This is a genomic window from Dyadobacter sp. 676 (assembly GCF_040448675.1).
Taxonomy (GTDB): Bacteria; Bacteroidota; Bacteroidia; order Cytophagales; family Spirosomataceae; genus Dyadobacter.
This window is the reverse complement of the sequence record NZ_CP159289.1, coordinates 3,777,383-3,792,260: the sequence shown is the minus strand read 5'-3', so window position 1 is coordinate 3,792,260 and position 14,878 is coordinate 3,777,383. Positions and strand designations below refer to the sequence as shown.

Below are 14,878 nucleotides of genomic sequence, written 5' to 3'. Positions count from 1 at the left end.
ATTAACGAGTGGGTTGAATGTAAAAATACAAAAAACAAACACCAAAAAGCCGGAGATGTCTCCGGCTTTTGAGTGTGAGTCTGCCAGACACTGGTAGAGACCGTTTTCTAATCGATTTTCTTCCCGTACTTGTCCAGATTTAATGTAGATGTTTCTTCCGCGCGCTTGATATTGACTTCGTAATACTGTGAATTATCGTCCCGGGTAACCAGGTAAGCACTGGTTACTTTCCATTCGGCGTAAGATCCTGCCAATGTGCTTTTGACGGCCTCCGGAAGATCCTCCGGTCGTACGGCCACTTTGCTTTGCTCCGTATTGACAATGATATGCACCGAGGAGCGGGGAGCGGCGTCAACGTAAGGCGCAACGGCAAGTAGCAGGAGGGAAATCGCAATGGGGGTTACTCGCATAATGGATCAGGCATTTGATTTTTACTGTAAACTGGAAAAGATATTCGTGCCAATGGAAATTCGATACAAAAAAAGTTGATAATCAGATATTAACCAATTTTTATCACCAACACTATTCCCGGAAGGAACGGGAGGTATACCTCAAGTTGGGGAATTTCACATCAATATGTGAAATATAACAACCACTTTGCCCGTATAACCGTATCTTATTACAGTAACTAAAAAAAATTCAAATTTTTTTGGACATTTATTTCCTTGTTAAAACTGCATTCGCTTATATTTGCGTAGAAATTATTTATCCACCAATGGTAGCACAACTACTACACACACGCTAGAACTTAACGCTATACATTCATTTATTGAATTATATCTCAGGCATTTATTTACTCAACGTTATTTAATACAAATCGGTTAGTCTGAAAGCATCAAGAGTCCCCTTCAAGGACTCTTTTTGTTTATTCTCCATATTCCCTAAAGTCGGGCTCCGCTCCCGTCGAGTCGAAGCAACCGGGCCGCTATGGTCTGTCAAAACTCATTACATCCGCACGCGTTTAGCGAGAATGTTAAGTATAAGCTCCACACCACTATGGATCAATGGGTTACCCGAACATGCGGACCGTTTTTTATTTATATAGCTTTCGAATTGACCTTCAGGCATGGTTTAAGCCGCGCGGTTTATGTAAATTTGGAAATAATGTTTTACAAGTTTTCCTGAACCAGTTGATGAATTCCGACTTAAACAGAAGAGATTTTCTCAAACAAGGCAGCCTCACGGCATTGGCGACTGCTATGGGTAGTCAGATCGTCTTCGCGAAGCACATGCCGCCCGGTTACCGACCGGTTTTCCTTGATGAAAAGGATGCATTGAAAGGAAAAAGCACGGAAATGATCGTCCAGGGCGACAAGCCATGGAACGTGGAATCGCCGGTGCACCTGCTCGACGACCGCATTACGCCGGTCGAGAAAATGTTTATCCGCAATAATGGCCTCGTTCCCGAGAAAATCGATGTGGCAGCATGGACGCTGACGATCGACGGGGAGTCGGTGAAAGCGCCCAAAACCTACACATTGGCGGAACTTAAAACGAAATTCAAACCCTACACCTACCAGCTCGTGCTCGAATGCGGTGGCAATGGTCGCTCGGGCTACCAGCCACAGGCGTCCGGTAACCAGTGGGGCCAGGGGGCGGTGCATTGCGCTCAATGGACGGGCGCCCGGTTGAAAGATATCCTGAATGACGTTGGTATTAAAAACGACGCCGTGTACATCGGTTACCACGGAAAGGACCTTCATCTGAGCCGCGATCCTAAAAAAGAATCCATTTCGCGCGGTGTACCCATTTCCAAGGCCATGGAAGACGAAACGCTCATCGCCTGGCAAATGAACGGCAAGGATATTCCCGAGTTTCACGGCTACCCGTTACGGCTCGTAATCGGCGGCTGGCCGGCTTCCGTTTCCGGAAAATGGCTGAGCGGCATTTCGGTCCGTAACAAGGTACACGACGGTGCCAAAATGGAGGGGCATAGCTACAAAATCCCGCGTAATCCGGTCGCACCGGGCACGGATATCCCCGCTACCGATGATTATTACAAGATCATCGAATCGATGCCGGTCAAATCCCTGATCACTTATCCCAAAACCGGCGCGATGATAGGATCGGGCGCCGAACTTGCGTTGCGGGGACATGCATGGGCAGGCGACCGTTCCGTCAAAAAGGTAGAAGTTTCCATTGATTTTGGCGCCACCTGGAAGGAATGCAAACTGGAAGCTCCCGTGAACAGGCTCGCGTGGCAGCATTGGAATACCCAAATCAAGTTCCCTACGGACGGCTATTATGAGATCTGGGTAAAAGCCACCGACGATAAAGGCAATGCACAACCTATGCTCGTGCCGGCCTGGAATCCCGGCGGCTACCTCAACAATGCCTGCGAACGCATCGCCGTCAGGGTAGGTTAATGTGAAACCGCAAGGCTTCCCGCTAAATCGATATTGTATGAAAATCCTGTTAATTGCCATGATCGGCGCGGGGATTGTATTCCAAACCCTGCCCGAAATGCCGGCTGCTTCTAAAACCAGCCGGACAACCGCCTTGGCCGACACCCTAAAGAAAGACCCGGAAACCGGCCTTGTCGTGGACGAGAACCTATATATGGTAAAAGCACAATGCACCAGCTGCCATTCCCCCAAGCTCATCATCGCTAACCGTTTCACGCGCGATGGATGGAAGCAGAAGATCCGGTGGATGCAGGCGAACCATAACCTCTGGGAACTGGGCGATGCCGAAAAACCCGTACTCGACTACCTCGAAAAAAATTATTCGCCAACTGCCTCAGTGGCAAGGAGAGCGCCATTGAAGGATATCAAGTGGTATAAGCTGGAACAAAACTGATCGGAAACAATAGCTATCTTTGAGTATTCAAACCAATACTTTGTACGCGTGCCTGCTTTCCGTTTCCCGATTTCCAGATTTGCATTTTCATGCCTGCTGTTCCTCATTTTTACAAGTGCACCCACAATGCTCGCGTCGTGCGCCCCGGCGTCGGACGAAAATCGGCAGCTGCATGGTAACAGCGACCTACCGAACCCACTCAAAGCGGAGGTAATTGGTATTCAGGATGGTGACACCATTGAATTGAAGTATTTGTATTCAGGGAAAAAAGCGGGCCGTCGGATGGGCAAAAATGTGCGTGTCCGCTTCCTTCATGTAAATTGCCCGGAAAGGAACATGCCTTTCTATAACAATGCGAAGCAGTTTACAAGCGAAAAATGCTTCCGGAAAGTGGTAAGCATCCGCCACAAAGGTGAATTTGACAAATACGGCCGTCTGCTGGGCGAAGTGGTGCTGCCGGACGGTAAAATTTTGAACAGGGAGCTGGTAAAAAAAGGTCTGGCGGTGCATTTCAAGAAATACTCGAAAGACCAGGAATATGCCAACCTGGAAATCAACGCGAAAAAACAGAAACTGGGCATTTGGACCCTTCCGGGAATGGAGCTGGGGCATTTATAGTAAATTATGGAGCACTCGCCGGTAGCACTTTTTCAGATACTTTACCAGGACGAAACTTTGTTTCGGCTGGAAGATCGCGTCGTGGCTGAGCCAACTGCCGCTGTGCCGGAACGGGCACCGGTGCCCGTTCCGGTGGCCATTCAGCCCGACACGCCATCGTTGCCGGCAACACCTGCGATACAGGCATTGCCACCGGTGCCATCATCGGTGATGCCTGCCAAGTCGCTTACCCCGGAACCGGCAGAGAAGCCGGACCCGGCTTTTCCCGCGTTGAAACACAAAATTCTGGTCCTCACCGACGAACCCCGGCAGCAGGACATGATCGTGTCGGAAGCGCTGTTCCTCGACAACATCCTCAAAGCCGTAGGCCATTCGCTGGAAACGAGCGACGTCCTGAATTTCAGTTTCCTGCCCGGGCAGGATGCGCGCTCGGTACTTTCGGGCAAAAAGACCAGCTTCTTTATTTCCTTTGGCGTGCCCCTCATCAAACTGAACCTCGACCTGCTGCTCGTGCCATACACCCCTAAAATTGTAGAAGGAATCTGGTTCCTGCTCGTTGATCCGCTGGTGGTTATCGAGGCCGACCGGAATCTTAAGAAAAGGCTCTGGCAAGCTTTACAGAAGATGTTTGAAATGTCCTAATTCCCAGGACGTTACCTTTTTTAATGGCCGGTCATCACAATATTATAGTGATTTTGTTTGTTTTCATGGATAATCGCAGGCTAACCCATGAAAAACTATGGCCAAACTGACTGAATTAATTGCCGGCTGGTTTCGTCCGAGAGAGTCCGACGAAAACCAATTCTATGATGATGAGCCTGTTGAGGCAAACGACACCCCTACCCCATCAGTGGAGCAAAATCCGATCACTCAGACACCCCTTGCCGAAACCAGACAGCCTGTAATGGCTGCAATGCCCCAGCAAAACACATTCGGAGCGGCGCCCGGGCAAGCTGCACCTATGCAGGCCACACCTGTGCAGGCTGCACTTCAAACAGCTATTCCGCAGCCGCCAATAACCGGGACGCAAAAAGTGGAAATACCGATCCCGTACTGGCTGGAAGACGAGGATACGCTACGCGACGAAGGCGTGCTCTTCGGGCTTTCGGAGTCCGATCCGCACGAGAAAACCGACATCATACATAAGTACTTCTCGAACCTGGCCGCCTCCCACATTGCCGACATCGAGCAGCATAACGAGCGCATTCAGGAGTTGAACCTTTTTATCGGTCAGAAGCAAAACCGCATCGACGAGCTGCAAGAGCGGCTGAAAAACCCAGGCTCACGTGCCGAGGGCGAACACCACCTTCCGCGCACGCTCATAGGCATCACGCTGTGCGCAGCCATGTGCGTAGGTAACTTCTTTCTGATCCGCGAATCGCTGAAACCGGCATTTGCGGATAACTCGTGGATCGCGCTCGGCGTGTTCCTGGCGGGAATGTTCAGCTTGTTCGGCCGGATCTCGCTTTTCCATGATACCGATTCGAAAGTGACCTGGAAATCGCTGCTGGAAGAAATCGGGTTACCGTTCGCGGCTGCATTGTTTGTATTTGCCAATGTAATCACCTACCAAACGTGGTGGCAGGCTTTCGCGCTGTTCATCTTCGTATTCTTCCTCTTCCTTTTTGCCGGGAAATTGCTGCTCAGCAACATTACGGTGCTACGCAACGACCTGCAAATCTGGTTAAATATTCGTCGGGGCCGCCAGGATTTTGTTGAAAATAACTACAACTGGGAGTCGGAATGCCAGACGTTACAGGAGGAGATCGACGACCTGCGGGTGAAGAAATGGCAGGTGCTACGCGAACAGAGCCATGCCGAAACCGAGCGCGACCGCCTTTTCGCCAGACGGGATATGCTGATCAAGCTTTTCGAGAGCGAATTTTACCTCGCACGCCGTATGAAAAACGAGCTTACTACCCGGCAGCTCAACCTGATCCAGAAAGGCAAATAGTGGCCGCGAGCTGATCAGATAATGCGCTGATGGCGCGGTTTTTTACCCCAACTTACATTCGATCAACCCCAATAAAGGTCATGAACGAGCAAAATCTAAATGAAAACGGAGATTACCAACACGGCTACACACGTGGAATCGAAGGTATCGACCGTCAGGTATACGAAAACTATTTATCGAGCAATGTAAACCACAGCTGGATACAGGACCGGCTGAACGAGAAAAAGCAGGAGCTTTCGGAAGTTCGGTCGCGGAACCAGCAGACGTTGGCCGAACATAAAACAGCGTACGGCAAATTGCAGAACGAGGTAATGGGCCTCAACAATGCCGCGGCACAAATGAAGGACATGGAGCGGTCGATCGGCGAGATCGACACGCAGACGGAGGAGCTGCGCCAGAGACGTGCCGAAAAAGCACCTTCCTATTCACTGATCGCCGGGCTGATCTTCCTCGCCGCCGGTATTTCCTTTATCGCCGGCGACCTGATTATCTCACACGAAATCGTGGCCTATGCGCTTAATATCAGGAATACCAACGAGGCATGGGCATTCGCGATCGGTTTGGCAATGCTTTCGGTGCTGCTGAAACCGGCTTACGACCGCCTGGTGGAGGAGCCCTATCATAATGACGACACCCCGAAGGCCAAATCGCGGTATGCAGGTTTCAAACTGATCTTGTCGATTTTTGCCATTGTGACACTCGTAGTACTCGGCTGGTTCCGTTATGAAGCCTACCGTACCGACAAGCTGAAAGAAGCGATCAACAAATCGGTGAAAAACCTCCAGTTGAACGCGGTTGACCCACTGACGGGCGCGCCCGTCGACAGTCCCGAGCTGACTAAAAAAATCGAACAGTCGCTCCAGAATTCCGATCAACTGAATCTTGACCTGGTGAACAGCCCGTGGGCATTGCTCTCGTTCGTTTTGAGCGGGGTGCTGTTCGCGATTGCTGGTGCGGTTTCGCTGGGTATGGCGCTGCCGGTCCTTCAGGGCTTCTGGTACCGCTGGTTGCAGATAGATCCGAAACTCGCCCGCTTGCGCAGACGCAGAAAGCGTATCCTGAAACAAATGGAACCATTGCAGCAAGTCGTTACCCGGCATGTGACCCAGAAAACAGTGCTGGAAAACGAGATCGCGCTTTTGCCCGAACTGGGAGAGCTGAAAGAGGAAGAAGCTAAAATCAGGGCCGAAATCGATTCGCTGGAAAACGAGCGGAAACAGGCCTTGACCGACAGTCGCATCCAGTCGTTCGAAGATGGTTATGCGCATGGCCAGGTAACGCGCGACGTGATGGACGAAGAAGAATACGAGGCCTGGCGCAACAGCCATCTGACCGTCTCGAATCTGGCGTTACGCGCCAGGTCGAATGCGCAGGCCGATCGTGCCGTACCGCGCACGCGCAGCACCGGAATGCGCCCTCACCAGGCGATCCGGAAGGCAATTACCGACCGTTTTGATGAAAACAATTCATAGTTTCTTAAATTGGGGGGGCTCATTTTCCCTATTATGATTCTGACCCCCCGTTTAAGGATTATCTCCTGCGACGATACGCTTTATGACGCGATCCGCATGGGTAACAACACATTAGCCCGTGTAATGGGCGTCAACGTCCCGAAAAAGTGGACGGAATTCCGCGACACTTTCACCCCGTCTTACCACCGATGGAAAGCCCACCCGCCGCTGCGCGACTGGTGGGTTTATTTGATTGTGCACGTTCCCGATAACATGCTGATCGGTTCCTGCGGCTACAAAGGGGAACCGGATTCGAACGGCGTAGTAGAGATTGGTTACGAAATCATTTCCTCGCATCGCGGGAGAGGCCTGGGAACCGAAACGGCCAGGGGGCTGCTGGACCACGCATTTCAGCATCCGTCGGTACGCAAGGTGATCGCCCATACGCTCGCGGAAGAAAACGCGTCGGGGCACATTCTGGAAAAGCTGGGTTTCACGCAAACCGAAGATGTGAACGATCCCGACGAAGGCCTGCTCTGGCGCTGGGAAATTAGCCGGCGGTAATCATAATCTTCGCGGTTTCATACAAATCCGCAGGTTTTTGTGCCAAAAATAAATTGGATTGGTTCGATATTTTTTTGGCTTAATTGATTACCTTAAAATCGATTATTCGTTCATACCCTTTGCTCTGTACTATTATGACTGCGATATCGAAGGATACCTATCCATGGCTTCAAAACTACCCGGAAGGCATTCCCTATGAAATAAACCCCGACGCTTACTCCTCGCTGCTCGAACTGATGGAGACGAGCTTCCGCGAAAATGCCGGTAAGCCGGCATTCACCAACATGGATAAAAAGCTGACGTTCGGGCAACTGGACGAGCTTTCGCAGAATTTCGCGGCATACCTGCAGAGCATCGGCATGAAACAAGGCGACCGCATTGCCCTGCAAATGCCCAATTTATTGCAATATCCGGTTGTCATGGCGGGTTCGCTCCGCGCGGGCCTCACGATCGTGAATACCAACCCGCTCTATACACCACGCGAAATGCAGCACCAGTTCAAGGATTCGGGTGCAAAAGCCATCGTAATACTGGCCAATTTTGCCGCTAACCTTGAAAAGATCATCGCCAGCACCAACATTGAACATGTGATCGTTACCGAAATCGGCGACATGCTTGGTTTTCCAAAAAAGCTGATCGTTAACGCCGTAGTGAAATATGTAAAGAAAATGGTGCCGCCGTATCATCTCAAAAACACGGTATCGCTCGCCCACGCACTATCTGTCGGATCAGGCGTTACCTACGAAAAACCGAACGTCTCGGGTCTCGACCTGGCATTCATCCAATATACCGGCGGGACTACCGGGGTGTCGAAAGGGGCAATGCTCACACACCGGAATTTGATCGCCAATGTGGAGGGCGTTAACGAATGGCTGATGTCCAAATTACGAAATTCGGAAATCTGGGGACAGCTCACCCTCATAGCCGCACTGCCGCTTTATCACGTTTTTGCAATGACCATCAACGGCTTGTGCGGCATCAAATGGGGCGCATTGAATGTATTGATTACCAACCCGAAAGACATTCCTGCATTCATAAAAGAACTGAAAAAATTCCGTTTCCATATTTTTCCGGGCCTCAACACGCTTTTCAATGGCCTGCTGAACAATCAGGATTTCAGCTCGGTCGATTTTTCCAATCTTAAAATCACCATTGCCGGTGGTATGGCGCTCCAGAAGGTCGTTGCCGAACGATGGGAAAAAGTGACGGGCTGCCCGCTGGTGGAAGGTTACGGCCTGTCGGAAACGTCGCCGGTGCTTTCGGTCAACCCTCTGAACGGTAAACATAAGCAGGGAACAATAGGCCTGCCATTCCCGAGTACGGAAATGCGCATCCTGAGTGACGACAACCAATGGCTGCCGGTCGGAGAGCGCGGTGAAATCTGTGCCAAAGGCCCCCAGGTCATGCTGGGCTATTACAACCGTCCCGACGAAACAGCCAAAGTAATTCTGGAAGATGAAAGCGGGCGCTGGTTCAGAACGGGCGACATCGGTATCGAGGACTCCGACGGCTTTTTCAGGATTGTCGATCGCAAGAAAGACATGATCCTGGTGTCCGGGTTCAATGTTTACCCCAACGAAATCGAGGACGTAGTGGCGCGATGTCCGGGGATTGCGGAGGTAGCCTGCGTAGGTATTCCGGATGAGAAATCAGGGGAGATGGTAAAGATCTACGTGGTTAAAAAAGATCCGGAACTGACGGAAGAAAAAATCAGGACATTCTGTAAAGAAAACCTTACAGGCTACAAGATTCCACGGAAAATCGAGTTCCGGAACGAGCTTCCGAAAACCAATGTAGGCAAGATCCTGCGCCGGGCCCTGCGCGAGGAGGAAATGGCGAAAGTTGCCCATTAAGGCCTGAAAACGGTGGAAGGTTTAGTATATTTAGGCAAACAAGTCTCAACCTTGAATGCGAATATATTATGAATCTACACCGGAAAACTTTGGTTTTACTACATGGTCATGGCATAGATGACACGATTTGGGACAGCCTCGACGCTGCGATCAATGACTCTTACACCGTTGTGAGGCCTAATATTTCACTCCTTACTTCCTGCCAGTCGGTGGAAGAATATGCCGACGAGCTCTATCGTTTCCTGACCAACGCCAACATCCAGAAATGCGTCCTGATCGGCCACTCGATGGGCGGCTATATTTCCCTGGCATTCGCCGAAAAATACATGGATATGCTCGAAGGCTTCGGACTTTTCCACTCTACCGCTTTTGCCGACGACGATGCCAAAAAACACCAGCGCGACCAGATGATCGATCTGCTGCGGACCTACGGTACCGAGTCGTTTATAAAAAACACCGCACCCAACCTCTTTGGCGACCGTTACAAGGAACTTCATCCCGAACGCATAAAGGAGCACATTGCATATTTTGGCAAACTGCCCGCCGATGCGCTCATTGCGGGTATTAACGCTATGCGCAACCGTCCCGACCGCACTGCCATGCTCGCCGGCATGCCGTTCCCGGTGCTTTTCATCATAGGGATGCAGGACAAGCTCATTCCCTTCGAAAGCGTGATCGAACTCGCCGAATATCCCGGCAAGAGCTATCCGCTGATTTTCGCCGAAGCCGGTCATATGGGCATGGTGGAACGTCCGGATGCCACCGCCCGGATGATCAACTGGTATATGAGTAAAATTTAATATCAAGAAAAAGCGGAAACCATCATCAAAAACAGGCCATTATGCGTTACTAGTAATGTACTGATGGCCTGTTTATCTTTTAGTTATGCGAAAATCTACCTCCCTGGCTCTCCTGCGCAAACTTTCCTACCTGCTCGTATGGAGCCTTCTTATCCTCAGTTCATGCAGTGAGGACGATACCAAGCTCGTACCGCCTACACAGCAGAATGTTTATTTAAAGGAAAGTACCCCGGTCAAATCGATGACAAAGGAAGAGGTGCTGGAAAAGGCAACTTCCCTGGGCGCTGGAATCGTGAACGGCTACGTCAGGAATGGCATCAGGGTTTTCAGGATCACTTATAAAACAACAAACACCGACGGTACGGAGATTACCGCTTCGGGGGCATTGATATTACCCGCTGTAACCGGGCCCGTTTCAATGATCAGCGTGCAGCATGGCACCATCCGCACCGATGGAGAAGCACCCTCCTACTTTCAGGACGACTCCGAAGCCGCCTCGTTCGGAGCCATTTTCGGGTCGATGGGTTACATTATCGCGTATCCGGATTATATCGGCTACGGGGCGTCGAAAGACCTTCCGCACCCGTACGAGCACCGCGCAAGCCTGGCATCGGCGTCGCTGGATATGCTGCGGGCGGCGAAGGAATTTCTAAATGGCCAGACCGAGGTTAAATGGGATGGAAAACTGTACGTAGCGGGCTATTCCGAAGGCGGTTTCGCGACGATGGCGCTGCAACGGAAAATAGAAGAAGAGGCCTCGTCGGAATTCAATCTGCGTGCGTCCAGCTGCGGCGCCGGCGCTTACGACAAGACCGCGTTCATGAAATACATCGTCAATTCTCCCACACAAGGTACTTATAACTCTCTGTATTTATGGGTTTTGCTCAGTTACGACAGAATTTACAAACTGAACAAACCGGCCAGCTATTATTTCCCCGATCCATATGCATCGCAAATCGCGCAGAACGGCATTAATGTAAATATCAACCGGAGTTTCAGCAACATCCTCAACGATTCCTTCAAAAAGGCATTGAACGATGGCTCCGACAAAGATTTCATCGACGCCATTGCCGACAACGATGTATATAAATTCAAACCAAAAACACCGACGCACCTTTACCATGGCGATGCCGACCCGCTGGTTTTCTATTTCAATTCCGTGAATGCTTATAACGCCATGCAGGCCCTGGGTGCAACGAATGTGAAGTTTACGACCATTCCACAAGGAACCCACAGCAGCACAATTCCCTTTTTCCTGCTCGGGACCCTGGATTTTTTTACCACTACCCCATAAATAATGTGGTATATTGCATCCCATTAATTTAATAGGGTAAATATGCTTTTAACTGTCGAGTCACCTACATTTTCCCGCCTGCGGGCATTCTTTCGGCTTTTGCGATGTTGTTGATTTATGTTTAAAAAGCGGGCCGCCCCGGTAGCCGCATATACGTACCTTTTAGAATCACAACATTCGAATACAACACCATGTCATCATTACTGGATCTGGTAGGCAACACCCCCCTGGTCGAATTAAAGAAAATCAACCCCAATCCCGACGTACGGATTTTCGGTAAGCTGGAAGGCAACAATCCCGGCGGTAGCGTGAAGGACCGCGCCGCTTACAGTATGATCAAAGGCGCGCTCGAACGCGGCGAGGTAAAACCCGGAACGAAACTCGTGGAGGCGACGAGCGGCAATACGGGTATCGCGTTGGCAATGATCGCCCGGCTTTTCGACCTGGAAATCGAGCTGCTCATGCCGCAGAGCTCCACCCGCGAGCGCGTGCTCACGATGGAGGCGTTTGGCGCCAAGGTCGTACTGACCGAAACGATGGAAAGCGCCCGCGACCTGGCCGAAGAAAAGGCGGCTTCGGGCGGGTATTTCATGCTTAACCAGTTTGCCAATCCCGACAACTGGAAAGCTCATTACCGCACGACCGGCCCGGAAATTTACGGCGATACCAACCGGCAAATCACGCATTTTGTGTCATCGATGGGGACGACCGGCACTATTATGGGCGTTTCGCGCTATTTAAAGGAGCAAAACAACGGCATTCAGATCGTCGGCTGCCAGCCGAACGACGGATCGAGCATTCCCGGCATCCGCAAATGGCCGGAGGAATATCTTCCCAAAATATTCGAAAGAGAACGTGTCGACCGCGTGATCGAAGTGTCGCAGGAGAACGCCACCCTTACTACCAGGCGGCTGGCGAACGAAGAAGCCGTCTTTGCGGGAATGAGCAGCGGAGGCGCCGCGTGGGCAGCCATTCAACTGGCGAAAGAATTGAAGGAAGGCGTTATCGTGTTCATCATCTGCGATCGCGGCGACAGGTACCTGTCGAGCGATCTGTTTGGGTAAGACTTCGGCAGTCGGCTTTCGGCAGTCGGCTATCAAACTAAAAAAGCCGACTGCCGAAAGCCAAAGTCTTCTTAAAACCACCCCGACCCCAGGTTCCGGAACGGCCAGGGAATAGCTACCAGAATGATAATCAATGCCAGCGTGTAGAAATACAGAATCGTGCGGTGCTTATCGGCGCCGCCAAGCTTCTTTGACCGTACCCTTCCCACCGTAATGAGCACGATGGCGATCAGCATCATAAATACATGCTCGATCGAATAGAAACGAAATACTTTCTCGCTGATCAGATCGAAGTTAACTTTGGGGCTCATGAAATACAACACCAGCCCGATCAGCAGCTGTGTGTGGGTGGCAATAAGGGTAAAAAGATATAGTTTGCTGTCGTCCCGGCTTCCTTTCTGCCAGTTGGAATATGCAGCAAAAACAGCCGCGATTAAAAGTCCTAACACCACATAGCGGAGGCCCGAATGGGCGTGCAGAAGAATATTCATGATTATACTGGTTACGGTGAATAAGTATATGCCTGCAAATGTAACTCGCAAACAATAAATTTTTATAAAATGATTGTCTATAACATTACAGTCAACATCAGCTATCAGGCCGAAAAAGATTGGCTGCATTATATGAAATCGGTGTATATCCCGGAAATACTCTCGACCGAACTGCCGCTGGAATGCAAGCTGCTACGGCTTCTTACGGAGATCGAAAACGAGGGCTCTACCTATACTACCCAGTTTACATTCAGGACAATGGAAGATTTTCTGGCTTACCAGACCCACTTCCAGCCCCTGTTGCAGGAGCGTCATCACGAGCTTTTCAACGGTCAGTATGTATCTTTCAGGACACTTTTAGAGGAAGCGTAGCAGGCGGAACTGCCGAAATAAATGTACCTTAAAAACCCGTGTTATTGCTTGACATTAACTTAATATTTCCCTTTATTTAATCTACCGTTAAGGCCGGTTTAGCCAGGAGATCAGCCCGGATAGCATGTATTTTTTATAACTATCCGAAGATGAGTAAAACTCCGGTTTAAATATCGCAAGGGCGGTTGGAAATATTGTTTTACTATTAAATGATGTGTGCTTATGAGACTGCAGATGCAAGCAATTCACTTTGATGCCGATCCCAAATTGTTGAATTTCATTCAGCAAAAATTGGACAAACTGGATACGTTCTACGACCGGATCACCAGTGGAGAGGTATTCCTTAAGCTCGCCAAAAATGAAAACACCAAGTTGCATACCAAGCTCCTGGAAGTCAAGCTCTATGTACCCGGCGGAACAGTGTTCGTAAAGGAGCAGGGGTCTACATTTGAAGAAGCAACCGACCTAGCAATAGATACCCTGAAAATGCAGGTAAAAAAGTTCAAAAATAAACGTAACAACTCGAAAAGTCCTAAAAGCCGCAGCGGACTCCCCGAAGACAACGAGGTAGTCATGCTGGCCGAAGACGTGGAAGAATAACCCATTTATCCATTCGAAACAAGAAGCCGCCTCCCGCCAGGCGGCTTCTTGCGTTTTGGCGGTCCACTTAAAATAGTTGCGGAAAACGCCGCATTGCCCGTATTTTTGAAATTCATTTTAGAAAAAGAATACTATGCAAATAGAACCCGTTGTCGATGCCACATTCGACCATCTTTTCAAGTTTACACAAGAACAGGTCCAGGCATTCGCAGACCTGACCGGCGACAACAATCCTGTGCACCTCGATGCCGGTTATGCTGCTACCACGCAATTCAAGAAACCGATCATTCACGGTATGCTGGGGATCACCGTGTTTACGAAGGTGCTCGGCACGCAATTTCCCGGCTTTGGGTCGATTTATCTCAAACAAACCGTCGAATTCCTCCGTCCGATGTTCGTGGATACGGAGTACCGGGCCGTTTTCAGGATCGTCTCCATTAACCCCGCCAAGCACATCGCCGAAATCTCCACCGAAATTTACGACGCTACGACCAAAAAGATCGCCGTGCGCGGTATCGCGACGATGGTCAACGAAGAAAAATTCTGAGAAAGGAAAAGCCCCGGCGGGAATCCCACCGGGGCTCGAAAATCTTCCGTGTGCTTTGTGATTACTCGCCCGCGTTCTTTTTGTTCTGAACCTCCGCGCGAATCTCCTGAGCCAACGTTTTAAGGTCCTGCATACCTTTGCGAACGCGTGTTCCGGCAGCCTGGTTGCCTTTGTTATAGAACTTATCGAAATCGCCTTCCAGTGAAAGAACCAGTTCTTTTACTTCATCGAATCTTGCCATGTTTTCTTTGTTTTTTAGTTTAAAAAATGCCTCTCACACGCTAAAAACGCATGTTTTGACCGAAATTTAGTAATTAAAACCATTTTAGCAACCCAAAAAACAAAAAAAAACACTTCTAAAATCCAATTAAATACTTTACAACAAATAACTTACTCAAAAACAGACAGTTACATACTTCACATTTATTATCAAAAAGGAAATAAAAAAAGAGGGCCTTTTAAAAAAAAGCC

The 14,878-nt window shown here is 49.9% G+C and carries 17 protein-coding genes; 14 read left to right on the top strand and 3 right to left on the bottom strand.

The window, feature by feature from the left end:
* Nucleotides 1-107 precede the first annotated feature (107 nt).
* Nucleotides 108-410, bottom strand: a complete 303-nt coding sequence (locus ABV298_RS17085) for a hypothetical protein (RefSeq protein WP_353717404.1) — start codon at nt 408-410, stop codon at nt 108-110.
* Nucleotides 411-1,133: 723 nt separating this feature from the next.
* Here ABV298_RS17085 and ABV298_RS17080 point away from each other — a divergent pair.
* From ABV298_RS17080 to cysM, 11 genes are all read left to right on the top strand, one after another.
* Nucleotides 1,134-2,366 (top strand): sulfite oxidase, encoded by a 1,233-nt coding sequence (locus ABV298_RS17080; RefSeq protein WP_353717403.1) that lies wholly within the window; start codon nt 1,134-1,136, stop codon nt 2,364-2,366.
* Between the two features lie 37 nt (nt 2,367-2,403).
* A complete protein-coding gene (locus tag ABV298_RS17075) occupies nt 2,404-2,799 on the top strand; it encodes a hypothetical protein (protein WP_353717402.1) in 396 nt (131 codons plus the stop codon).
* A gap of 48 nt (nt 2,800-2,847) precedes the next feature.
* On the top strand, nt 2,848-3,417 hold the full coding sequence (locus ABV298_RS17070; protein WP_353717401.1) for a thermonuclease family protein: 570 nt from the start codon (nt 2,848-2,850) through the stop codon (nt 3,415-3,417).
* Between the two features lie 6 nt (nt 3,418-3,423).
* Nucleotides 3,424-4,059, top strand: coding sequence for a hypothetical protein (locus ABV298_RS17065; protein WP_353717400.1), 636 nt, complete (start codon nt 3,424-3,426; stop codon nt 4,057-4,059).
* Nucleotides 4,060-4,156: 97 nt separating this feature from the next.
* Nucleotides 4,157-5,371 carry a hypothetical protein gene (locus tag ABV298_RS17060; RefSeq protein WP_353717399.1) on the top strand — a complete coding sequence of 405 codons (1,215 nt, stop codon included), beginning with the start codon at nt 4,157-4,159 and terminating at the stop codon, nt 5,369-5,371.
* Between the two features lie 80 nt (nt 5,372-5,451).
* Complete coding sequence (locus tag ABV298_RS17055; RefSeq protein ID WP_353717398.1) at nt 5,452-6,843, top strand: hypothetical protein; 1,392 nt, start codon at nt 5,452-5,454, stop codon at nt 6,841-6,843.
* 33 nt (nt 6,844-6,876) lie between these two features.
* Entirely contained in the window at nt 6,877-7,386 is a 510-nt protein-coding gene (locus tag ABV298_RS17050; protein WP_353717397.1) for a GNAT family N-acetyltransferase, read from the top strand.
* A gap of 134 nt (nt 7,387-7,520) precedes the next feature.
* Nucleotides 7,521-9,239: an AMP-binding protein gene (locus tag ABV298_RS17045; RefSeq protein ID WP_353717396.1), complete on the top strand. Its 1,719-nt coding sequence runs from the start codon at nt 7,521-7,523 to the stop codon at nt 9,237-9,239.
* Nucleotides 9,240-9,328: 89 nt separating this feature from the next.
* A complete protein-coding gene (locus tag ABV298_RS17040; protein WP_353717395.1) occupies nt 9,329-10,039 on the top strand; it encodes an alpha/beta hydrolase in 711 nt (236 codons plus the stop codon).
* 85 nt (nt 10,040-10,124) lie between these two features.
* Entirely contained in the window at nt 10,125-11,333 is a 1,209-nt protein-coding gene (locus ABV298_RS17035) for a lipase family protein (RefSeq protein WP_353717394.1), read from the top strand.
* Nucleotides 11,334-11,524: 191 nt separating this feature from the next.
* Nucleotides 11,525-12,397 (top strand): cysteine synthase CysM, encoded by an 873-nt coding sequence (cysM, locus tag ABV298_RS17030; protein WP_353717393.1) that lies wholly within the window; start codon nt 11,525-11,527, stop codon nt 12,395-12,397.
* Between the two features lie 71 nt (nt 12,398-12,468).
* Here cysM and ABV298_RS17025 read toward each other — a convergent pair whose 3' ends face one another.
* Nucleotides 12,469-12,888, bottom strand: a complete 420-nt coding sequence (locus ABV298_RS17025) for a cytochrome B (RefSeq protein WP_353717392.1) — start codon at nt 12,886-12,888, stop codon at nt 12,469-12,471.
* A gap of 69 nt (nt 12,889-12,957) precedes the next feature.
* On the opposite strand from ABV298_RS17025, the gene ABV298_RS17020 reads away from it, so the two are divergent.
* From ABV298_RS17020 to ABV298_RS17010, 3 genes are all read left to right on the top strand, one after another.
* Nucleotides 12,958-13,260 (top strand): DUF4286 family protein, encoded by a 303-nt coding sequence (locus tag ABV298_RS17020; RefSeq protein WP_353717391.1) that lies wholly within the window; start codon nt 12,958-12,960, stop codon nt 13,258-13,260.
* A 222-nt stretch (nt 13,261-13,482) separates the two neighbouring features.
* Complete coding sequence (gene raiA, locus ABV298_RS17015; RefSeq protein WP_353717390.1) at nt 13,483-13,860, top strand: ribosome-associated translation inhibitor RaiA; 378 nt, start codon at nt 13,483-13,485, stop codon at nt 13,858-13,860.
* A 133-nt stretch (nt 13,861-13,993) separates the two neighbouring features.
* Complete coding sequence (locus ABV298_RS17010; protein WP_353717389.1) at nt 13,994-14,407, top strand: MaoC family dehydratase; 414 nt, start codon at nt 13,994-13,996, stop codon at nt 14,405-14,407.
* A gap of 61 nt (nt 14,408-14,468) precedes the next feature.
* Here ABV298_RS17010 and ABV298_RS17005 read toward each other — a convergent pair whose 3' ends face one another.
* Nucleotides 14,469-14,648, bottom strand: a complete 180-nt coding sequence (locus ABV298_RS17005; RefSeq protein ID WP_353717388.1) for a histone H1 — start codon at nt 14,646-14,648, stop codon at nt 14,469-14,471.
* Nucleotides 14,649-14,878 lie beyond the last annotated feature (230 nt).